General features: G+C 38.3%; 16 protein-coding genes. 1 reads left to right on the plus strand and 15 read right to left on the minus strand.

From position 1 onward, the window contains the following. Nucleotides 1–203 precede the first annotated feature (203 nt). The 9 genes from OZX59_RS04735 to OZX59_RS04775 form a co-directional block, all read right to left on the minus strand. The gene (locus OZX59_RS04735; protein ID WP_277124776.1) at nt 204–2,657 is read right to left on the minus strand and encodes an SGNH/GDSL hydrolase family protein; all 2,454 of its coding nucleotides are present in this window, start codon (nt 2,655–2,657) and stop codon (nt 204–206) included. 199 nt (nt 2,658–2,856) lie between these two features. Then, nucleotides 2,857–3,753: an N-acetylmuramic acid 6-phosphate etherase gene (murQ, locus tag OZX59_RS04740; protein WP_277124778.1), complete on the minus strand. Its 897-nt coding sequence runs from the start codon at nt 3,751–3,753 to the stop codon at nt 2,857–2,859. Nucleotides 3,754–3,760: 7 nt separating this feature from the next. Further along, nucleotides 3,761–5,749, minus strand: a complete 1,989-nt coding sequence (locus OZX59_RS04745) for a glucose PTS transporter subunit IIA (RefSeq protein ID WP_277124780.1) — start codon at nt 5,747–5,749, stop codon at nt 3,761–3,763. Between the two features lie 106 nt (nt 5,750–5,855). Next, on the minus strand, nt 5,856–6,725 hold the full coding sequence (locus OZX59_RS04750; RefSeq protein ID WP_277124782.1) for a MurR/RpiR family transcriptional regulator: 870 nt from the start codon (nt 6,723–6,725) through the stop codon (nt 5,856–5,858). A 140-nt stretch (nt 6,726–6,865) separates the two neighbouring features. Continuing rightward, the gene (locus OZX59_RS04755; protein WP_277124784.1) at nt 6,866–7,918 is read right to left on the minus strand and encodes a MupG family TIM beta-alpha barrel fold protein; all 1,053 of its coding nucleotides are present in this window, start codon (nt 7,916–7,918) and stop codon (nt 6,866–6,868) included. A 123-nt stretch (nt 7,919–8,041) separates the two neighbouring features. After that, on the minus strand, nt 8,042–9,592 hold the full coding sequence (locus OZX59_RS04760; RefSeq protein ID WP_277124786.1) for an SLAP domain-containing protein: 1,551 nt from the start codon (nt 9,590–9,592) through the stop codon (nt 8,042–8,044). A 134-nt stretch (nt 9,593–9,726) separates the two neighbouring features. Then, nucleotides 9,727–11,112, minus strand: coding sequence for a bifunctional UDP-N-acetylglucosamine diphosphorylase/glucosamine-1-phosphate N-acetyltransferase GlmU (glmU, locus tag OZX59_RS04765; protein WP_277124788.1), 1,386 nt, complete (start codon nt 11,110–11,112; stop codon nt 9,727–9,729). A gap of 58 nt (nt 11,113–11,170) precedes the next feature. Continuing rightward, nucleotides 11,171–12,001 carry a pur operon repressor gene (gene purR / locus OZX59_RS04770; RefSeq protein ID WP_277124790.1) on the minus strand — a complete coding sequence of 277 codons (831 nt, stop codon included), beginning with the start codon at nt 11,999–12,001 and terminating at the stop codon, nt 11,171–11,173. A gap of 114 nt (nt 12,002–12,115) precedes the next feature. After that, the gene (locus OZX59_RS04775) at nt 12,116–12,370 is read right to left on the minus strand and encodes a Veg family protein (RefSeq protein ID WP_277124792.1); all 255 of its coding nucleotides are present in this window, start codon (nt 12,368–12,370) and stop codon (nt 12,116–12,118) included. Between the two features lie 131 nt (nt 12,371–12,501). On the opposite strand from OZX59_RS04775, the gene OZX59_RS04780 reads away from it, so the two are divergent. Next, nucleotides 12,502–13,854: a threonine/serine exporter family protein gene (locus OZX59_RS04780; protein ID WP_277124794.1), complete on the plus strand. Its 1,353-nt coding sequence runs from the start codon at nt 12,502–12,504 to the stop codon at nt 13,852–13,854. 49 nt (nt 13,855–13,903) lie between these two features. On the opposite strand, the gene OZX59_RS04785 is transcribed toward OZX59_RS04780, so the two are convergent. From OZX59_RS04785 to OZX59_RS04810, 6 genes are all read right to left on the minus strand, one after another. After that, on the minus strand, nt 13,904–15,301 hold the full coding sequence (locus tag OZX59_RS04785) for an MDR family MFS transporter (protein WP_277124795.1): 1,398 nt from the start codon (nt 15,299–15,301) through the stop codon (nt 13,904–13,906). A 43-nt stretch (nt 15,302–15,344) separates the two neighbouring features. Next, nucleotides 15,345–15,809: a MarR family transcriptional regulator gene (locus OZX59_RS04790; RefSeq protein WP_277124797.1), complete on the minus strand. Its 465-nt coding sequence runs from the start codon at nt 15,807–15,809 to the stop codon at nt 15,345–15,347. Between the two features lie 91 nt (nt 15,810–15,900). Continuing rightward, complete coding sequence (locus OZX59_RS04795; protein ID WP_277124799.1) at nt 15,901–17,355, minus strand: family 1 glycosylhydrolase; 1,455 nt, start codon at nt 17,353–17,355, stop codon at nt 15,901–15,903. A 17-nt stretch (nt 17,356–17,372) separates the two neighbouring features. Further along, nucleotides 17,373–19,283: a beta-glucoside-specific PTS transporter subunit IIABC gene (locus tag OZX59_RS04800; RefSeq protein WP_277124802.1), complete on the minus strand. Its 1,911-nt coding sequence runs from the start codon at nt 19,281–19,283 to the stop codon at nt 17,373–17,375. Nucleotides 19,284–19,377: 94 nt separating this feature from the next. After that, nucleotides 19,378–20,223 (minus strand): PRD domain-containing protein, encoded by an 846-nt coding sequence (locus OZX59_RS04805; protein ID WP_277124804.1) that lies wholly within the window; start codon nt 20,221–20,223, stop codon nt 19,378–19,380. Nucleotides 20,224–20,395: 172 nt separating this feature from the next. Continuing rightward, nucleotides 20,396–21,769, minus strand: coding sequence for an amino acid permease (locus OZX59_RS04810; RefSeq protein WP_277124806.1), 1,374 nt, complete (start codon nt 21,767–21,769; stop codon nt 20,396–20,398). Between the last annotated feature and the right edge of the window lie 70 nt (nt 21,770–21,839).

The following is a 21,839-nucleotide window of genomic DNA, read 5'->3' on the forward strand; positions in this document are numbered from 1 at the left end:
TACCAAAAGTTGACTAAAAAAGGACGCTTTTCTCTTTATTATTCAACTTTAACACGCGACATTCAAGTCTTTGGAGCTATTTTAACTAGAAAAAGTTAAAAATCTATAATATTCTTCCTTAAACCAAAAATTCCCCAATCTGTGATCTTACTTAACAAAGAAAGTAGTAGATTGGAGAATATTTGATTTTTATCAATAATTAGCTACTTATCCGTAACTTCATTATTAAATACATCAGTTAACGTCTGACGGAAAAGATCTGTCCATACTTGATATCCAGCGTGTCTGGGATGGATAAAGTCATTAGCTGACACATACTTAGTCTTATCGGAACTGAATAAATCATGAACTTCTTGATTGTGATAAATATCAAGCAAGGTGAAATGCCATTTCTTTTGTAATTGGTATGTTAAATCTACCATTTGTTGATATTTAGCATTGTTTTCATAATAACCTGTATACAGGATAATCGGGCAATGCCAAGTATCCTCAGCATACTTAATGATATATTCCATCGCACCAGCAACGGTATTAATATCAAAGTCCTGCAATTCTTTAGAATCACTCACTGATCCAAGTTTGTAACCAGAATTAGCATCATTAGTCGAAACTTGCAAAACAAAGGCGTCAAGTGGTTCATCTGCTAAAGCATTTTTACCCTTGCTAGCACCAGCAGCAGTATTACCATCTTTCATCTTTAGTAAACGATGAACATAAGTGTTACTACCTTGACCTGCCAGCGTTGTTCCTGTGACTGCTTCTTTAAAGGCTACTAAGCCGTCTTGTTCACGTAAGTTATCCACAAATGAATGATTGTGATCTTGCCAACCAACGGTTACTGACGAACCTAAGAAACCGACACGTTTACCGTTAAGAATTGAAGCAAACTTATGGCCAGTATCTTGATAAATTACATAGAGGTCCTGGGGCTTGTTACTGTTATATTGATATCTTAACTTCTTAGGATCGACCTTTTCACCAGCAGCATTTTTAACTTCACCAGTTACTTGATATTCTTCATTATAAGTATCAACTACAGTTTGTGGCATTTCGATATCAAAACCAGCATTAACCACGCCAGCTAATGACACTGGCTTTTGTAAGTCAGTCTGGTTGCCGTCAACATAATGAACGTTAACTTTACCTTTTGGTTCCTCAACCTTGGTCGTAACTTGACCATTGTCCATGGTTTTACCATCAATAATCGTCTTGGTTTTAGCTTTAACTGCCAAATATTTTTGACCATCCGCTGCTTTAACAAAATTTTGCTTAAGAGTAGTTAACAATTCCGGATTATCCCAGTCAATCTGTGCATTAATCTTGAGCTGTAAATTATTATCATTAATCGCTGTTTTGCCATCACCAAAAGTTATCGTGTAAGTCTGAGTTCCATTAGCATTGTTCTTAGGATCACTCACCTTAGCAGTCTTAAGAATTTTAGCTGCATCTTTTTGGTAATTATAATTATTAAGTTCTAAGTTTTCTGGACCAGTTAACTTCGCATATTTAGGTAAAGTTAATTGTACTTGATATTGCTTAACAGTTTGCGCAGTTGGCTGATTAGGAAATGCTTGATACAAACGAACTTGGGCAGTACCAGGAGTTTGATCATCCACCTGATCATCACTTGTTTCAGTAATCTTGCCTTGCTTATTAATTGTTCCAACTAGATCGCCATATGGCACTTCTTGGGCAATATATGGTTCACTAACATTACGGCTAAACATTGCATTAGGATAAGTTGAACCAGTCTTTACATTAGTAAAATTCAGTTCACCATTGTGGAAAACATAAAGAAAAGTTGTCTCGGCGTTATAAGTTCCTGAACCAGTTTGTCTGCTAGCACCACGCACATCGAAATATTGACCATTACTATCGAGATTCCCACGCAAAATCCCTTGTTTATTACCAGTAGGAGCAGGACCATAAACACGATCACCATTCTTAAGCATTTGCTGCTTATCGAAAGCATACATAAATTGAGTATTTACACTTGGAAATTCTACCGTACCAGTCGCTTTAACCGGACTTTGATCATCTGAATAGACAAACTTCACGTTGATATCCCAGCGTGAAGACACATCAGTCTGGTAATAGCCACGTGGTGCAGCACTGTTAGTCCACAAACTGAACCAATTACGCCGATTATATGATGTACCAAGATTTAGGTATACACTAGCTCGGCTGTTAGACTTAGCCCAATCGTGACTAGTATTATCGCCTTTCAACTTAAAAGTATAGATTGCATCAACCCAACGCTTATTATGGTGTAAATAATGTGGCACTGTCACAGAAGCTGATTGACTATTATCAATTAATTGAAACGATTTACTAGATCCTTGTGAAAAACTATGCCCGCTTGCAGGTTCTAGATTAACCAAATTACAATAGCGCTCTGGCTGCCAATAATTATCTGGTACAATCATTCCCAAAGAATTATTTTTCCTAGCTAGCGGTTGCTCATTATTAATCGGACTGACCAATTGTTTAAATTTAGTATCTGTTAAATCTGCCCATTGGTCCACTTCTTTATTCCCAGTTTGATAGCTTTCTGCATCAAACGTCTTAACTTCAGCACTAACAACTGACACACTGCTAAATAACAATGCGAACCCAGTAGCAGCAGCTAATAAAAAAGCTCGCTTCGTACTTTTCATAAAATCCCTTCTTATAATTACATTAATAAAACATTTTCACTGTGGATAATTTTAGCAGCTTTTCAATGAGTTTACTACACTATAAATAAAAAGTAATTAATGATTTATTTTTTCAATATAATAACCATAAAATAAAAAACAATTTTCACTAGCTAGCGAAAATTGTTTTTTTATTATGAAAATTTATACTTAGAACTATCTAATCAGCTTGTAAAACTTGACTAACATTACCATGATTAGCTTCTAATAAGCTAGCTGCTTCTGCTTGAGCCTTACCTGTTTTAAGCATCACAATAGCTAAAGCAACATTATTATCAGTTTTCTCTAGTGTGGTCAATGCTTCCTGTTTAGTAGCACCAGTTGCCACATTAATAATGCGACATGCACGATCAACTAATTTTGCATTAGTCGGCTGCACATCAATCATGACGTTCTCGTACACCTTACCTTGCCGAATCATGATTCCAGTAGAAATCATATTCAAGATCATTTTCTGAGCACTACCGGCTTTCATTCTTGTTGATCCAGTTACAACTTCGGGACCAACAACTGCTTCAATCGCAATATCTGCATGTTCACCAATAACTGAATCAGGTACACAAGCAATTGAAGTGGTTAATGCACCAACTTCTTTAGCATAATCAAGGCAGCCGACTACATATGGTGTTCGACCACTCGCTGCTAGACCAATGACTGTATCGTTAGCCGTTAAGTTTAAATTCCGCAAATCCTGCTGACCTAATTCAGCAGAATCCTCTGCACCTTCAACAGCATGATACATTGCTTTCTGTCCACCAGCAATCAAACCAATGGCACGCTCAGATTTAATTCCATAAGTTGGCACTAATTCTGCTGCATCTAGCACCCCTAGACGACCACTAGTTCCAGCACCTACGTATATAAGGCGTCCGCCTGCCGCATAAAGTTTAGCAGCTGCATCAATCACTTGGGCAATTGGTTCAGCTTGTGTTGCTACCGCCTCAGCGACTTTTTGATCTTCACGGTTAATCGTTTTAACCATTTCAAGCGTTGACATTGTGTCAATGTGGGTGGTAGCTGGATTACGTGTTTCAGTTACTAAATTTTTGATTTCCATAAATTCCCTACTTAGTTGTTACTGTCATAATATTTTGGTCGGATTTAACTGCTGCTGGTGTTATTGGTGACATCTGCTTAACCTGATCCATATTAGTTACCATGGTCATAATTACTGTGTCTTTACCAGCTGCTTTAACAGCCTGCAGATCCATTTGCGCTAATTCTTGGCCACGTTCAACTGTTTGTCCAGCCTTAACTTTAATATCAAATGGTGCACCCTTCAAATCTACTGTATCAATTCCGAAATGCAACAACATTTCCAAATTACCTTGTTCCGACTTCATAGTAATCGCATGCTTAGTTTCCATAACCGCTACAATTGTACCAGCAACTGGAGCAACAATTGTACCTGAATCGGGTACTACTGCAAAGCCATCACCAACCATTTTTTGTGCAAAAACGTCATCATTAACTAAACTTAAATCTTCTAATTGACCACTAACTGGACTAACTAGATTAACTGCTACGCTCTTAGTTGTAGTAGAAGGTTCAGGCACAGCTGTTGGTGCTACTACAGATTCAGGCTTGGCATCTTCAACCAGTGAACCATCTTCATTCTTAGCAACCATAGCTGACTTAGGAACACCCCAAAGATAAGTTACGATAAAACCACCAATATAAGCAGCTAATAGTCCAATACAATATTGTAACCATTTGTGATCAGCGATTAATGGGATTAAGGCTAAACCAGAAGTACCAATCGCAATCGACCCTACGTTACCGAATGCACCAATTACGGCACCACCGATACCACCACCGATACAAGCAGTAATAAATGGCCGACCTAGTGGCAATGAAACACCGTAAATTAACGGTTCCCCAACACCCAAGATACCAACAGGTAAAGCACCTTTGATTAACTTAGTCAATTCCTTATTTTTGCGACACTTAATCCAAAGAGCTATAGCTGTACCAACTTGACCAGCACCAGCCATTGCTAACATTGGTAATAGAGGTGTATAACCCATTTTTTGAATCATTTGTAAGTGAATTGGCGTCAAGATTTGATGTAAACCAAACATTACCATTGGTAAGAAAGCTACACCTAAAACAAAACCTGAAACTGGACCACCAACTTGCAGAACCCAATTAATACCACCAACTAGTGAATTAGATACCCAACCGGCAATTGGCATCACAATGAAAATAGTGAACAATCCCATAATTAACAAAGTCAAAAACGGTGTAAAGATAATATCTATCGAATCAGCGATATGTTTATGGAAAAACTTCTCCACATAAGACAACAGCCAAACTGAGAGTAATACCCCAATAATTCCTCCTTGACCAGCTGCTAGCGGCTGACCATTGAAAATGTTGGGAATAGTGATTGGTGCTACTACACCTGGTAAGAAGACAATTCCACCAATAATCCCACCAAGTCCGGGAGTTGCACCAAATTCTTTGGCAGCATTGATCCCAACAAAGATATTAAGATAGCTAAATAATCCACTAGCAATTACACTAAGAACAGTTATGCCTAATGTCCAACTTGCTGGCAACATTTTAGCAGTCAGCATGTTTTTCAAGATACCTGCCACACCAGAAATAAGTCCGGCACCAACAAAAGCTGGAATTAACGGTACAAAAACAGCCGAAATGTGTTGTAAAGCCGTCCGCCACCAAGTCTTCTTCAGACTTGCCTTGTGCGCAGCATGAACTTCATCAGCTTTTTGCGTTACTGCGTTTTTATCAGCAGCATAAGAGTTAGCCTGTTCTGGGAAAGGATCATTTTCCTTTACGCCAGCCTTAGCTACCATACTGGCCGCAACCTTGGTATTAACACCCGGTCCCAGCACAATCTCTAGAGTATCGCCTTCGACCACTCCAAGTACACCGTCAATCTGCTTGAGTCCAGCAAGATTAACTTGATCATTATCGCGAATCGCAATTCGAATTCGGGTCATACAATGATACAAGGACTTAACATTGGCAACACCGCCAATTTGAGCGTAAATTTCTTCGCCCATCGTACTATATTTATCAGCACTCATTCTCGTAACCTCCTACATTAAAATCAAAAACATTATAATACCAATTATACAGCTTTGCAAATCTAGCTTGTTATAGCAATAGCAGACTAAATATACCAATAATAGATTATTTTTTAAATTTAAAACTCTTCCGATAGTCTTGGACTACCTGCCGTGAAGCAGTAATAGCCTTGAGACTTTTCTTATAATTACGGCTAAAATAAAGATAAAAAATAACATCAATTAAATAAAACTGACCCGTCAAAGAATTCGTTGCTCCCACACGCACATCTGGCTCAATTGGCTTAGAGGTAGTCAATGCTAAATCCGCTAGCTTAAACAGGCTATTGGAACCAAACATTGTCAACGTAATTGTAAAGATATGTTGCTCTTGAGCATAACTAGCTAGGTATAAGCATTCCGGTGTTTCTCCAGAATTAGAAATGAGCCACAAAGTATCGGTTGCCTTAGCACTGCTAAGCTGTGCTAGCAAAACATTGATGTCCTCTTCCCAAACAACGTTGTAACCAATTCTGGTCCACTTCTGATAAATATTCTTAGCAGAAAGAGCTGACGCGCCAACACCAAAAACATAAATTGTCTTGGTCTTTAGTAAACGATCAACCACCGCATTACATATATCTTCTTGAAGTAAGTTTTTAGTTTGATTAATATTTTCAATTTCATTACTAATCAACTTATTACAAATCGAAGTAAAGGACTCATCAGCAGTGACATCAAGTTTTTCATCAGCATCAGCATCAGTCTGATTAGCTAGGTCAACCGAAATCATCACTTTCATTGCAGTATAAGAATCTATTTGCAGACTCTTAACTAGTCTTGAAACTGTTGCCGCACTTGTCTTAGAAGCCTGCGCCAATTCACTAATACTCATCTTAACTGCTGTTTCAGGGTGCCCTAAAATATAATCGGCAATCTTCTCTTCAGAAGTTGTCAGATTTCTCCGAGTTGCTTCAACTCGATTCTCAAAATTCATCTTTTCACCTACTAGTTATAATTTGAATTCGTTTTCATTATATCCCTTTTGAAAAAGTATTTCAACATCAATGATAAAAAAAAACTTCTTTTTTCAAAAGCTCGTTAAATACGCACTTTAAAACACAATCGCTACTTTATTTAGTTTTTAGCAACCTTAAAGGTTAACCTACGGCCCGCATCAATCTGCGCCAAAATTGGCAAATCTGCAGTTACCACTCTACCAAGTACATTCACACGCTCATCAGCTGGTAAATCCTTCTTAGTAATTTGTAACTCACCTTGATAGCGTAAATAGCGACTATTATCACAAGTAATCGTTCCTATTGGACGAGGCAGCGATTCCGATTGCGGCGTGACATCAAAGGACTGCCGCTTTCTACCTTCAACCAAGCGTACCACATCACGCGCTACATCTGGACGATTATGCCAAACTTGACTACTTAGTTCAGGCAACTCTTTTGCTAGATGCAAAGTTAAGGTATCATTCTTCAGATAATCAGTAAAACTGGCAATTGCTTCTGACGACAATGCTGCATCCCCAACAAAGACATGGTCACAATTTAATTGTTGCAATTCAAGCATTGCCGCTAGCGGATTCTCACCACGTTGCTTTTCAAGCGTTGGTAGTCCAGCATAGATTGGACCACGTTTAGTGCTATCTCCACCGATAAAGCCCATAGTTTGCAAGTTTTGCTTATGCAGCCAAGCGTTTTTTTGCTTAAACCAATTAGCATCAAGACCACTTTCAGGGCGTGGATAATAATTGTGCCAAGCTTGCAAATGATCAAAATCTGCTCCATGTTCACGCAATGCGGTAATCTCGCTAGATGTGATAGTGCTGGCATTAAGGGCGATAGGCATTGATCTAGACAGCTTAGCAATTAGGCTGGCATCAACTCCATCATCGATTCGTAATCCAGTCAAATTCAATTGCTGAATTTGCTCAAAGTTTTCAAGGCTAAGCCCCATTCGTGCCAAACCCTCCTGTGACACATCGGCCACGATATCGATATCCAAATTTTTGCACCATTTAGTCAATTCACCCAAACGAGTCAAAACGACGCCTGCATCATCTTCTGGTATTTGCAGTGATGTAAAAACAGTCGCAAAGCCAGCATTATGCATCGCCAATAAGTAATTATAATCTTGAGCCGTTAAATCACGTCCCAGATACATTGAAAAACCTAGCATTTTATCCCCTTTACCTTGTAAATAATAGCGGTTTATAATTAGTTAATGTTACCACATTTTATACAATTAAAAAAAGCGACCCTAGAATTTCTCCAAGTCGCTTAATTTTATTAGCTAATATCTCTACTTAGTTGTAGCGTAATCAGCAATATTTAATTTTTGAGCAAAACTATTTGAACCAGTAATTGTGAGAGTCGAATTGTTATCACTAAATTGAATAGCATTAACATCAACATCGTTAGCAGTTGCAGCAAGACTAGCAATTTGGTCAGCTTCAGCAATCGTCAGATTGTTCAAGTCCACAACCACTATCTTCTTACCATTAAGTGCTGCTTGAGCAGTATTAATTTTCTTAAGTGCATCATTAACTTGCCCAATAGTTGAGCTACCTGTGTTAATCTGATTACCACTAGTAATAGCCGAATCATAATTATCACGCAAGGTCTTAGCCGATAATTTATACGCGTCACTGCCTTTAACCGTTGCAGCTTGGTTGAGAGCTTGTTGCAAGGCAGTCTTGTCTGATGGCATGGCAACCGTAATATCATTCTTAGCATCTTGCGGCGTATTTACTGGACTTAATTTTGGTCCACTAATTTCACTGACATCGTCATCTTTAATATAGCCGCCATTTTTATCACTTTGCAGTTTATAGAATAATTCTGCCTTATTATCTGCTGAAACCCAGATGTACCGCAATTCAGTTACGCGTGCAGTATGACCTTTGGCAAAAGTTTGGGTTGGTTGCACAACTCCCAAATTGTTATAAACACTGGCATCTTTACCCAAAGTAATGATAGTTTGCGAATGGTCGACACCTGGCTTATCATTAGCGGGTTCAAGCTGTTTACCAGTAATTACACCAACATTACTCTTCTTAACCCATTGATCGTCACCAGGATAATTACTGTCGTTAATGTGGAAGTATAGTTTCTTACCAATGTATTCTAATTTATCAACTGTAACTTGTTTACCTTTTTTGATTGAGTCATGTTCAGTATTACCCTCGCCATCATAAATATAGGCATTATGATTCAAGGTAATGACAGTTGATTCTTTTTGATCATCACTTGGCTTATTAGCAGGTTTAGGCTTGTTATTAACTGGCTTTAGGTCTGGGCCCGTTGTGCTGGCTACATTAGCTGACTTGATAAATTGATCGGTCTGACCACTTATTCTGTAATACAATTTTTTGCCAATATAAATTAATTGGTCAACACCAACTTTAGTACCTTTTTTAAGCTTCTGCTTATCGGTCTTGCCATTAGCATCATAGATGTAAGCATTCTTTTTTAAAGTAGCAGTGGTAGTCTTAGCTTTTTTTACTTTCTTGCCATCGACATAGCCAACGTTAGTCGCCTTAACATAAGCATTATTGCCTAAAGAATAATACTGCTTACCAGCGATTTTTTTCTTGCCGTTATAATTGAGCGTCACACCTTTAGCAATAGTGGTATACTTCGAGCTACCCATATATTCCTTTAAGCGCTTACCGTTTTTGTCATAAACATAAGCATTATGGCTTAATTTGATTGTGCCCTTCTTGGAAGCAGGTTTCTTAGTTGAAGTCTTCTTAGCAGCCTGTACGGTTGTCGCTTGAACCGCAGGTACTACAGGACTTACACCCATTAGCGTTGCAGCCGAAACCATTAGCAATTTATGACTTAATTTCATATATTTCTACCTCACATCAATTTTAATCAATTATTTATCCAATATTGTAACTTAAATACTTGCTGTGTAAACCATTGTTACCAAGTCGTTAATGATTCTTAACACAATTACCTTTTTGTAAAAAAGGTAATTCGTTATTGCCAATCTGTACTTTTAGATAAAGCTAGTTTTTGCCAATAATCTGGCTTATTAACTTGTCTGCCGCGTGCAATAGCCAGTTCATGGCGACCAACATCCTTAGTAATTGTTGAATCTGCGGCCACAAAAGCATGATCAGCTACATTAACTGGAGCAACCAGCGTCGCGCCAGAACCAATAAAGGCACAATCACCAACATTGGTACGATCCTTTTTAACGCCATCAAAATTAGCAAAAATTGTACCACAGCCAACATTTACTCCGCTACCAAGTGTTGCATCACCAATATACGTTAAATGACCAACCTTAGAGTTAGTACCGATAGTCGCATTTTTGATTTCTACAAAGTTACCAATGTGAGCACCGCTACAAATAATCGCTTGGGGACGCAAGTGCGAATTAGGACCGATATCCGTGTGATCAGCCATTTCAGCTTCTTCCAAAGTTGATGACGTGATAGTTACAGCATCACCAATCTTTGAATTGGTAATCCGTGAACCCGAAGTAATCAAGCAATTGCTACCAATTTCGGTAGTGCCTTTGATAACAACATTGGCCTCAATCGTCGTATCGCAAGCAATCTTGACACTGGCATCGATATAAGCCGTATCTGGATCAACAAAGGAAACACCATTCTGCATATGCTCTTCATTAATTCTTTTTTGCATGATTTTTGTAGCTTGAGCCAGTGCCTTTCGGTCGTTAACACCAAGACTTTCACTAAAATCATGCATTTTATAAGCACCAACTCGCTGACCTTCATTACGCAAAATCTCTAATACATCAGTCAAATAATACTCGCCCTGAGCATTATCGTTATTTACCTTTTTTAGCGCAGCAAATAACTGCTCATTATCAAAGCAGAAAACACCAGTATTGATTTCTTTAACTTTTAGTTCATCAGAATTACCATCTTTTTGCTCAACAATTCGCAAAACATTGTCTTGCTCATCGCGAATAATTCGACCATATCCATATGGATCAGGCGCTTGAGCTGTCAAAACCGTAGCGGCATTACCCTTTTTTTGATGATAATCGAACAACTTTTGTAGTGTTTGACTAGTAAATAATGGAGTATCTCCAGTAATTACTAACGTTGCACCAGTTTTATCTGCTAATTCGCTTTGTGTGGTTAACACTGCATCACCAGTGCCTAACTGCTTTTCTTGCAGAACAAACTTAGACTTTCCCTGTAAAACCCGTTTGACATCATCAGCACCATTACCAACAACGGTCACAACTTGATCAGGAGCAATTGCCTGCGCTGCATCAACTACATGTTCAACCATCGGTTTACCACAGACTGGATGCAAGACCTTATACAGCTTCGACTTCATTCGGGTACCCTTGCCAGCGGCAAGGACAACTACAAACTTTTTCATTAATTTTAACCTCTTTATATTCTTAAATTGCAACTAGATTCTAGTATATCATTTAATACTAAAAGCGGTTAAAATCGGTATGGTCCACAATGTTGCCAGGTTGGGCTACGATATTGCCTTTTTCACTATCAACCTTTTCGATTTTGACTAAAGAAAGATGCCCTTCAATTAACTTCACATCATCAAAATCTGCTTCACACAAAACGCAAACACCCGCAATAGTACTATTAAATTCTTTGACTAATTGCTGCATCCCTGTCAAAGTACCGCCGGCCATCATAAAATCGTCGACTAGCAAGACATTGGAGTTTTCTTCCAAGACCCTTGTTGGTAATTCCATCTTGGAAACCCGATCTAGAGAAGATGAAATATAGTTCACAGAAACCGAGGCACCTTCTGTTACCTTAGAATGTTTGCGAGCAATGATGAAAGGAACGTTCAAATACTGCGCAACTACTTGAGCCAAAGGGATTCCTTTAGTTTCTATTGTCATTACCACATCAATATTGGAGTAAGCATAGCGCGTCGAAATTAACTTACCGATTTTATCCAAATATCTGGGATTGCACAAAATATCAGATAGGTAAACAAATCCTCCCGCCAAGATTCGTTGGGGGTCTTCGATCAGCTCAACCAATTCTCGAAGATATTCTTGAGCATGGTTTTTACCCCAAAACGGAATATACCGTACCCCTCCTGCAGCTCCTGCTAAAGTTTCTAAAATTCCGTCCTGGTTGCTAGCTAAAGTGTGCTTTAAGATTGCTAAATCCTCAGAAATCGATGATTTAGCTGCACCATAACGCTTTACAAAAAACGGTAGTGGAATTAATTTATGTGGTCGTTCCATCAAATATTTAGTCATATCGACTAACCTCTCTGAACGTTTCATAATTTCTCCTTTCTAATGTTTGTCTTTTAGTCTTTTAATACTATACCTTAAGCCAACAAAAAAGACACCAACATTTTTACAAAATGTCAATGCCAAAAGTTCTATTGCCTAATTTTATTCGGTTGCCTTAGCTCCGTCATCAAATTTCAAAGAAATATTTTTGGTTAACAAATCAGTGTAACTGTAAGATACATGTTCAAAATTATTCTGATCTTGATCTAAATCAACTACAAAAACTGCTGGAAAGGTCTCTCTCAAAACACCGCGACGTTTTGTGATCTTCTTACGACCAGCTCTTGCAACAACTGTTATAGGATCACCTAAATGTGAATCCAACTCCTGCTTAATGGTAATAATTGATGTTGGCACTAAATAACAACTCCTTTAAGGGTTAATTTTACCACATTTTAGTAATTATTGCAATTATTACTAAATCAGAGCAGATATCTGTCATGTGCTAGAATAGGAACCAATTATATTAGAAAGGTTGAATAGTTTTTATGCAAGAAAATCAGACTACTGAGCAACGTCATTTATCAAGTCATCACCACATGCGTATTCAATGGAAAGAGTTTTTTAAAAGTCCAGATGACACACCACTTAAAAATATTACCTTAGTTGAAAAAGGCTCGTTAGTTGGCAGAATTGGCTTGATGCTACTATCCTGTGGAACTGGGGCATGGCGGGTTAGAGACTCGATGAATATTATCGCCCGAGCGCTTAAGATTACCTGCTCAGCTGATATTGGCTTAGTTTCAATTAACTATACTTGCTTTGATGTTAACAACAAATCTTATTCACAAACTCTATCTTTACCAACAACTGCAGTCAACATGAATAAACTTAACCAATTGGAAAACTTGGTACGCCAATTTGAAACTGGACAAAAAGAATGGACGATCGGTGAAATTCATCAAACTCTAGATCAAATTAATCATCATAGCTTAAACTATTCAACTATCACTACTGCTTTGTGTGCTGGAATCGCCTGTTGCTGCTTCATTTTCTTGCTTGGTGGCGGTCTTCCAGAAATGTGCTGCAGTTTTCTTGGAGCACTCATTGGCAACTATGTTCATGGACTAATGGGTAAAAAGAAGATTACCCTAATTGCTAAAATCGCAGTAGCAGTTGCTATATCTTGCGGAGTTTATTTTTTATGCTTTTTAATAGGACAAAAATTATTAGGTTGGCATCATGATCACGTTTACGGCTACATCGGTGCCATGCTCTATGTGATTCCTGGATTTCCATTTATTACTTCGGGACTTGATCTATCTAAACTAGATATGCGCTCAGGTTTAGAACGCTTAACCTATGCAATTCTAATTATCATGATTGCTACGATGGTCGGTTGGGGCGCAGCATTAAGCCTCAATCTAACGCCTGGTTCAATGCCGCAACTACATTTAAATTTTTTACTACTAACTTGTTTTCGATTACTTGCCAGCTTTGGCGGAGTGTTTGGTTTTTCAATTATGTTTAATTCTTCATTACCAATGGCAATCGTAGCAGCGCTGATTGGTGCTTTAGCCAACACACTACGCTTAAGTTTAGTCGACTTAACTCATTTACCAGCTGCTCTAGCAGCCTTTATCGGAGCATTACTTGCCGGATTAATTGCCAGTTTTGTTCGAGATAAAGTCGGCTTTCCGCGAATTGCGATTACAGTTCCTGCTATCGTCATTATGGTACCTGGACTATATATGTATCGCGCTGCATTTGATTTTGGCGTCACCCAGATTAACGTTGGTGCCTATTGGATTATGAACGCGCTAATGATTATTATTGCATTGCCAATGGGGCTTTTAACCGCCCGCATCTTAACTGATGCAAAGTGGCGTCATGCAGATTAAATTTGCCCACGAAAAAAGACTGAAATTTAGTTGTTTCAGTCTTTTTTGATTATTTATGTTCTGCCTTAGCAACTGGTAAGAAAAATGAGCTCACTAAACCAACCAATGCAAAAATTAACATCAAAATAAAGCCCCAATGATAGCCCTGTGCTGCCCCATTATTTGTACTAGCATGAGCCGAGTTTAAGGTAATTACCATCATCACTAACGCTGTACCAAGCGAACCACCGATTTGGCGAATTGTAGAGGAACCAGCATTAGCATGGGCGGTTAACTTGCCAGTAACTTGGTTAATTCCAGCTGTAAAAGTCGTCATCATTGTAAAAGAAATCCCCACCATGCGCAGAGCGTAACATGAAGCAATCAGTACCAAACTGGTTTGATTATTAAAGTCAAGCATCGGCAAAGTCCCTAGCAGCAACATCATAAAGCCAAATAGTGATAATTTCTTGATCCCCAGCTTATCATATAGACCGCCCGAAATCGGATTACAGATAATCATAACTAATGCTCCTGGCATCATGACCAATCCAGCAGTCAATGCGCTTTGACTACGGGTTGTCTGCAAATATAGCGGCAAGACTAACTCAATCCCGACCATCGCAATATTACTAATGGTACTTAGCATTGTACAAAGGTCAAACTTTAAATTTTTAAAAACGCGCACATCTAATAGTGGCTCACTTAATGTTAATTGTCGCCGGCAAAATAGATAAATGATCACCAAACCACCAATTAGACATAAGCCTAAGATGAGCGTAATTTTCCCAGTATTACCAATCTCAGACAGAGCGTACAAAATTAAGCCAAAACCGAAAATTGCTTCTAAAAACGAAATAACATCAGTGGTAACATTTTTAGGCGTAGTAATATTTTGAATTGCAAAGCTCGCTAATAGTACCACTAATCCACTAACTATGCTTAAAACAATGAATAACATTTGCCAGTCGGCATACTTTAAAATTAAACCAGAAATAGTTGGTCCAACCGCAGGTCCAAAACCAATTACTAATCCAGTAATTCCCATTGCTATTCCCCGTTTTTCAGGAGGAAACATTAGCAAAATCACATTTTGAATAAATGGCATTAAGCCACCAGCTGCAACAGCTTCAATGATTCGACCAATCAGCAATACCGGAAAATTAGGTGCAAAAACACAAATAATTGAACCAGCAAAAAAGATACCCATCATTGTCAAATAATTCTGCTTTAGGCTAAACGATTCGAAAATCCAAGCTGACATTGGAATCATTAACCCAACTACTAGCAAATAACCCGTAGTCAGCCACTGTGCTGTAGCCTGAGTAACATTAAAAGAACGCATAATTGTTGGCATTGCATTATTCAAAAAAGTCTCAGCCAGCAATGATACAAACGCACCAAATAAAAGTACGCACATCATCCAAATTCTTTTTGATTGAGAAATAGTTTTGCTATCTTGTTTCATTTTTACTCCTTTTATGTAGTAAGCTACCTTTTTTAGAAAAAAACTAAAAATTACCAATAATTTTATTTAAAAATTGTTCTAATTGGGCAGTTTCTGCTTCGGTAAGACCCAACACAATTTGCTCATTAATCCCATTCATGATTGCATGAATCTGAGCAATATTCTCTTTAAGTAAAGCAAAACCTGTTGCCGATAAAGTCAAGACAATTTGTCGTTGGTCACTTTTTAAACGAGCAGTTTCAATTAAGTTGCTAGCTTCGAGTCGCCTTACAATTCCCCGAATAGTCGGATGACTCAAAACAAATGTATCTGCAATTTCCTTCTGGGTAACAGTTCGGCCGCCAGCATCATATAAGTAAACCAACAGTGAAATTTGGGCACCAGTTAAAGAATAATCTGCAAACAGATTCGCAAACTGCTTATTTAATTCTTTTTCAATCAATGTATTGGCAATTTTAATTTTTGGTCCTAGTCGCTGTAAAAGTAGCTTAGTAATTTTTTGTTCCATAATTATATAGCATACTACATTTATTATTACTTTGCCACAATATACAAAAAAACACGAAACTACTAGAGTTCCGTATTTTAATAAATATTAATTATAGTTCAGCACCATTAGTAGCAATAACATGTTGATACCAGGCAAACGAGTCTTTCTTGTAACGCGCTAGACTACCGTGACCTTGGTCATCTTGGTCAACATAAACAAAGCCATACCGCTTGGACATTTCGTTACCACTAGCACTGACTAAGTCAATACAACCCCAAGGTGTATAACCGATTATGTCAACGCCATCTTCTAAGGCTTCACCAATTTGCTCAATGTGATCATGCAGATAAGAAATTCGATAATCATCATGAACTTGGTGATCAGTAGTTAATTCATCTTTAGCTCCTAAACCATTTTCAACAATGAAAATTGGCTTATGGTAGCGATCATATATCTTATTTAAGGTGACTCTTAGACCAACTGGGTCAATTTGCCAACCCCAATCACTGGTCTTAAGATATGGATTCTTCTTGGTACTCATCAAATTACCAGCAGCTTCTTCGCCATCACCACCAGCGATACCCGACATATAGTAACTAAAACTGACAAAATCACAAGTATTTTCCTTGAGAACCTGACGGTCTTCAGGGGTAATATCAAGAGTAACATGATTATCTGCAAACAAGCGCTTAGCGTAGCTAGGATATTCGCCATTTGTCAAAACATCCATCATTAGGAAGTTAGCATGATCAGACTCAACACTAGCCATCACGTCTTCAGGCTTAGAAGTAGCTGGATAATTCTCAATTCGCGCAATCATCGATCCCATTTGAGCAGCAGGATCAATTTCATGAAGCAATTTAGTTGCTTGGGCTGCTGCTACTAATTGATGATGCATGGCAGTATAGTTAACTTGAGTTGCTGATTGATCACCATTTTTATCAGCTAAAATTCCGCCAGCCAGGTAACCAGTCATTGTAATAAAGTTCATTTCATTAAAGCTAATCCAGTATTTGACCTTGCCCTTGAATCGCTTGAATAAAATTTCTGTGTAATGAGTAAAAGCAGCAATCGTCTTCCGATCCGCCCAACCATTTTGCTTAAGTGACAAAGCCAACGGAAATTCATAATGACTAATAGTTACTAATGGCTCAATATTATATTTGAGCAACTCATCGATGACATTCTCATAGAACTGCAAGCCCTGCTCATTCGGCTCATCATCATCGCCATTGGGCAAAATTCGTGCCCAAGAAATTGAGAAGCGGAAGGTTTTAAAGCCCATCTCAGCTAACAATTTAATATCTTCTTTATAATGATGATAAAAGTCGACACCATAACGCTTAGGATACAAGCCTGTTTGATCGTTTAGCGCAGCCTCAACCTTTTCAGTAGTCATCGGTGCAAGCATTTGCTGCATCCTTAGTTTAGGATCTGGTTCATACTTGGCAGTATCAGCAGTTGTCCAACCTTTACCATCTTCTCTAGTCGCCCCTTCAAATTGGTTGGCAGCCGTAGCACCACCCCATAAAAAGTTTTCCGGAAAACGATATACTTTACTCAATTAAAAGTTCCTCTCTATTATTCAACTGCTGCGGCGATGTTATCGCCAACAACAATATCTTCAGCCTCAACCATCGAAATCACATCAACATAATCGGCAGTATTAGTTACAATACATAAAATTACTGGATCATAACCAGCAGACTTAACTGCTTCAACGTCCATTTCCATTAGTAAATCACCTTGATTTACATGGTCGCCTTTTTTAACATGAGGGATAAAATGCTTACCCTTAAGTTCAACTGTATCAACTCCCATGTGAATTAGCAACTCAACGCCATCAGTACTCTTTAGTCCAATAGCATGATTAGTTTCCGCAACTAGTGTTACTTCTCCTTCAAAAGGTGCCACGATATCATTAGCACTTGGTTCAATGGCAGTAGTCTCACCCATAATTTGCTTAGCGAATGTATCATCTTTAACTTTCTCTACTGGAACATTTTTACCACTAACTGGAGCAACAATCTTAATCTGCTTGCCAGTACTTTGAACAGGAGTAGTTGCCTCATTCTTAGTATCAACAGCTTCTTCAGTTGCTTTACGCTTGCCATCTCCATCAAAACCAATTAGCCAAGTAGCAACAAAAGCAATTGCAAAGGAAGCAATCGAAACAATAATTGCAATAATTAAATTCATACTATTATGCGGATCAACGAATCCTGGAATAGCAATTAACCCTGGCATTGACATCCCAAATGATTTGGTTTGGAAGATATTCATTATGGCACCACCAATACCACCACCAATAATAGCGGCAATTAGCGGACGCTTTAACTTCAAAGTCACACCGTACATTGCTGGTTCAGTAATTCCTAATACAGCAGAAATACCAGATGATAAGGAAACTTGTTTCATATCTTCATTTTTAGTCTTGAAAAATACAGCAAAAGTAGCACCAGCCATTGCAAAAGTAGCACAAATAGTTGATGGTGTTAAGAAGTTATCAAATCCCTGTTGACTAAAGATTTGTAAGCCAATTGGACTTAGTGCCCAGTGCATCCCAGTCATGACTAACAATGGCCAGAAGCCACCTAATAAGGCTCCTGCTACAAACCCAACATTATCAAACAACCAGAGGATGATACCAGCTAATCCATTACCAATATAATTACCTAAAGGTCCTAAAATAGTTAACGTAACCGGTGCAACAATTAACATAGTTAGCATTGGACTAAACATAATCGTAATTGATTTAGGCATCCAACTCTTAACCCACTTGTAGACATACTTTAAGAACCAAACGGCTAGCATAATCGGAATAACAGATGAGCTATAAGATAGATAAGGCATTGGCAATACACCAAATAACTTCAGCGTGGCAATATGCTTACCCGCAGCTAGCGCGTTATAGCCGTTAACCATTGTTGGATATAGCAAAATCCCGGCAATACTCATGGCCAAGTATTCATTGGTCTTTAACTTTCGTGCTGCAGAAACTGCCAATAAGAATGGCAAGAAGTAAAAAGCACTATCTGAAACCATTTGCAAGATTGCAAAACCAGCGCTACTTGGTGCCATTAACTTGAAGGATTGAATAATTGCAACAACCCCTTTTAATAGACCCGCACTGATCACGGCCGGCATAGCTGGCGTAAATGTTCCTGAGATAAAGTCCATTAATTGGCTAAGAATATTTTCTTTTGGCTTTTCGTCCGATTCATTATCATTAGTAGCAATATTGCCTAATTGACCCTGTACCGCATCAAACGCATCCTCAACTTCATTGCCAATAATTACTTGAAATTGGTCACCTGAAAATTGTGCCCCCATTACGCCATTAACTTTTTTGATTTCATCCAGTTTAACAAGATCTTTATTAACTAGGTTAAAGCGTAACCGCGTTACACAGTGCCAAGCATTAGTGATATTCTTTTTACCACCCGACAGTTCAATTACCTGCCGCGCCAATTCATTATAATCCTTTTTCATTTTTTCTCCTTTTTCAAAAAAATAACCAAATAAAACTAAAGTACTCCTCTAGTTTTATTTGGTTATGCCTGATTTAACAGTAACAGTCCAAATATTATTGTCTTCTCGTCACGCGATCAATATGCAGAGTTAGATAAAATAACTCCTCTTGACTAACTTGACAAGCAATCTTTTCCGTTAACATTTCTCCAACCTGCTGGGCAGCTTGATAAGCTTTTTGATAATTCTGCTTTACAATCGCGAGTAGTTGCGGATCAACTTGGGAAACTGGTTCTTTGCCGTGATGCATTTGCCGCAAAATAAAGAAGCGTAAATGCGTCACAAAACGCACGTAATTAGCAGAATTCTGATCCAAAATCAATTGATAGTGATACTGCACAATTTCAATTGCACGATTCGTTAGTTCAGCCAGTTTAGCACTTTGCTCCTGCCCAATATCATTGTTGCTTTGCGCATCAACATAATGATAAGTTAAAAAGGTTAGTTCACTTTTTGGTAGTCTAATTCCCGTTTGCTGCTCAATGAAATACAATGAATCAAGAGCAGCATCATATTCTTCAGGATAAGTTTTTCGCACTTCCCAGCGCAAATTTTCGGGATAATCCGTGTTTGCACCACGCTTTAAAGCATAATCCAAATGATCAGCTAAAGCTAAGAAGTGACTGTTATTAAAGTCAACGTTTTTTAAACGTTCTTGCACCCTTTTCGTCAATTCCTGCGTTAGAGTTAAGACCTGTGGGTCAATATCTTCAAAAGATTTACCAACAACTTGACTATCTTGCTTCAATTCTTCTGGACGAAAAACACGTTCAATTTGGCTATCAGCTATTTTTTGATTTACTTTTTTATTAAAAGAAATTCCTTTACCACCAACAATTACATGTTCATCACCATCAAGTGCCCAAGCAAAATTGTTATTGATTTTCTTTTGAAAGTACATCGCATCACCTCTATTCACTCCATAAAAAATACGCTAAAGAAAACTCCACTAAGTAGAATCAGACAGAATATTCTTAAGCGTAGGTTATGCCGAACATGTAAATCCGTAACAGTCCTATTTTTATTTGATTACTATAGCAAAGCTGGTAAGCGGTGTCAATAATATTTTTAACTTAATTTTTAGTTGCTTTTCTCATCCAAATATAATGGATTAAATAACAAATTGCTACAAATGGAATTGTACAATACAATGCAATTCGCTGTTGTGGATCAAACCAAATTAAAATGCAGGACAATCCGCTAGCAATTAAAGCAAAGTATGGTACAAACGGCCAGCCAGGCGTACGAAATCTCAATTCACTTAGCTGATGGCCTTCTTTTAAAAAGCGTTTGCGGAAGTTAAGTTCACTTAACGCAATCGCCATCCAGACAATCACGACAGCTAAGCCAGAAATCGATACTAATACTAGATAAACGGTATCAGCTGCCACAACACTAGAAACTAACGCAAAAATCCCACCCAGCATACTAAAGACTAACGCCACATTGGGTGCACCGTTCTTGTTAGTCTTGGCAAAAAATTTAGGAATCGTCCCTTCATTACCTAGTGACCATAACATTCTTGACGAAGCATACAACCCAGAATTAGCTGCCGAAACAATCGCCGTTAACACGACAAAATTCATCAGATCGGCTGCAAACGGAATATGCATTTGCTTTAAAACGTAAACAAAGGGACTTTGGGTAACACCTGCCACTTTGTAGGGAATTAAAGCTGATAAGACAACAATACTCCCGACAAAGAAAATAATTAGCCGCCACAAAGTTGTGTGAATTGCTTGTGGAATCGTCTTTTCTGGATCCTTAGCTTCGCCAGCCGTCACGCCAATTAGTTCAGTCCCAGAAAAGGCAAAGTTAACAGTTAACATCGTCGTAAACACGCCATACCAACCATTAGGGAATAAACCATTTTTAGTCAAATTACTTAATCCTGGCGCATGATGCATCCCTTCAAGCGGAATAACCCCAATAATTGCCAAAAAGCCCAAAACAATGAAGCCAACAATCGCAAACACCTTGATGGCTGACAACCAAAATTCACTTTCAGCAAAAATGCGTACCGAAAAGAAGTTAATCAAAAAGATTACTACCATAAATACCAAGCTCCAGCACCAGACTGGCACTTGCGGAAACCATTGCTGCATAATTAATCCGGCCGCCGTGAATTCTGAGCCTAAAGCGATTGTCCATGTTAACCAGTATAAGATCGCAACCACAAACCCCGTTGCTGGTCCAATATAGTTTTTAGCATAAACATGAAATGACCCTGTATAAGGCATCGCCACTGCCAACTCGCCAAGACACAACATTACCGTATACACGATCAGTGCCCCCAACAAATAAGCCATAATTGTTCCAACAGGTCCAGCTTGATGAATAGTATAGCCGGAACTCAGGAACAGTCCTGTTCCAATTACCCCACCTAACGAAATCATACGAATATGTCGTGATTCCATTTTACGTTCCAAATGTTTATTCTTACCCATACTTTTATTCCCTCTTGTTTATGTGGATTAAATAAGATTATAATAATTAAAATAATATTACTGTTACTTG

This window comes from Lactobacillus sp. ESL0681 (genome assembly GCF_029392835.1).
GTDB lineage: Bacteria > Bacillota > Bacilli > Lactobacillales > Lactobacillaceae > Lactobacillus.

Bases quoted from the DNA above. Each gene is read 5' to 3' on its own strand.
- OZX59_RS04735 (WP_277124776.1), bottom strand. From the start codon at position 2,657: ATGAAAAGTACGAAGCGAGCTTTTTTATTAGCTGCTGCTACTGGGTTC.
- murQ (WP_277124778.1), bottom strand. From the start codon at position 3,753: ATGGAAATCAAAAATTTAGTAACTGAAACACGTAATCCAGCTACCACC.
- OZX59_RS04745 (WP_277124780.1), bottom strand. From the start codon at position 5,749: ATGAGTGCTGATAAATATAGTACGATGGGCGAAGAAATTTACGCTCAA.
- OZX59_RS04750 (WP_277124782.1), bottom strand. From the start codon at position 6,725: ATGAATTTTGAGAATCGAGTTGAAGCAACTCGGAGAAATCTGACAACT.
- OZX59_RS04755 (WP_277124784.1), bottom strand. From the start codon at position 7,918: ATGCTAGGTTTTTCAATGTATCTGGGACGTGATTTAACGGCTCAAGAT.
- OZX59_RS04760 (WP_277124786.1), bottom strand. From the start codon at position 9,592: ATGAAATTAAGTCATAAATTGCTAATGGTTTCGGCTGCAACGCTAATG.
- glmU (WP_277124788.1), bottom strand. From the start codon at position 11,112: ATGAAAAAGTTTGTAGTTGTCCTTGCCGCTGGCAAGGGTACCCGAATG.
- purR (WP_277124790.1), bottom strand. From the start codon at position 12,001: ATGAAACGTTCAGAGAGGTTAGTCGATATGACTAAATATTTGATGGAA.
- OZX59_RS04780 (WP_277124794.1), top strand. From the start codon at position 12,502: ATGCAAGAAAATCAGACTACTGAGCAACGTCATTTATCAAGTCATCAC.
- OZX59_RS04785 (WP_277124795.1), bottom strand. From the start codon at position 15,301: ATGAAACAAGATAGCAAAACTATTTCTCAATCAAAAAGAATTTGGATG.
- OZX59_RS04790 (WP_277124797.1), bottom strand. From the start codon at position 15,809: ATGGAACAAAAAATTACTAAGCTACTTTTACAGCGACTAGGACCAAAA.
- OZX59_RS04800 (WP_277124802.1), bottom strand. From the start codon at position 19,283: ATGAAAAAGGATTATAATGAATTGGCGCGGCAGGTAATTGAACTGTCG.
- OZX59_RS04805 (WP_277124804.1), bottom strand. From the start codon at position 20,223: ATGTACTTTCAAAAGAAAATCAATAACAATTTTGCTTGGGCACTTGAT.
- OZX59_RS04810 (WP_277124806.1), bottom strand. From the start codon at position 21,769: ATGGGTAAGAATAAACATTTGGAACGTAAAATGGAATCACGACATATT.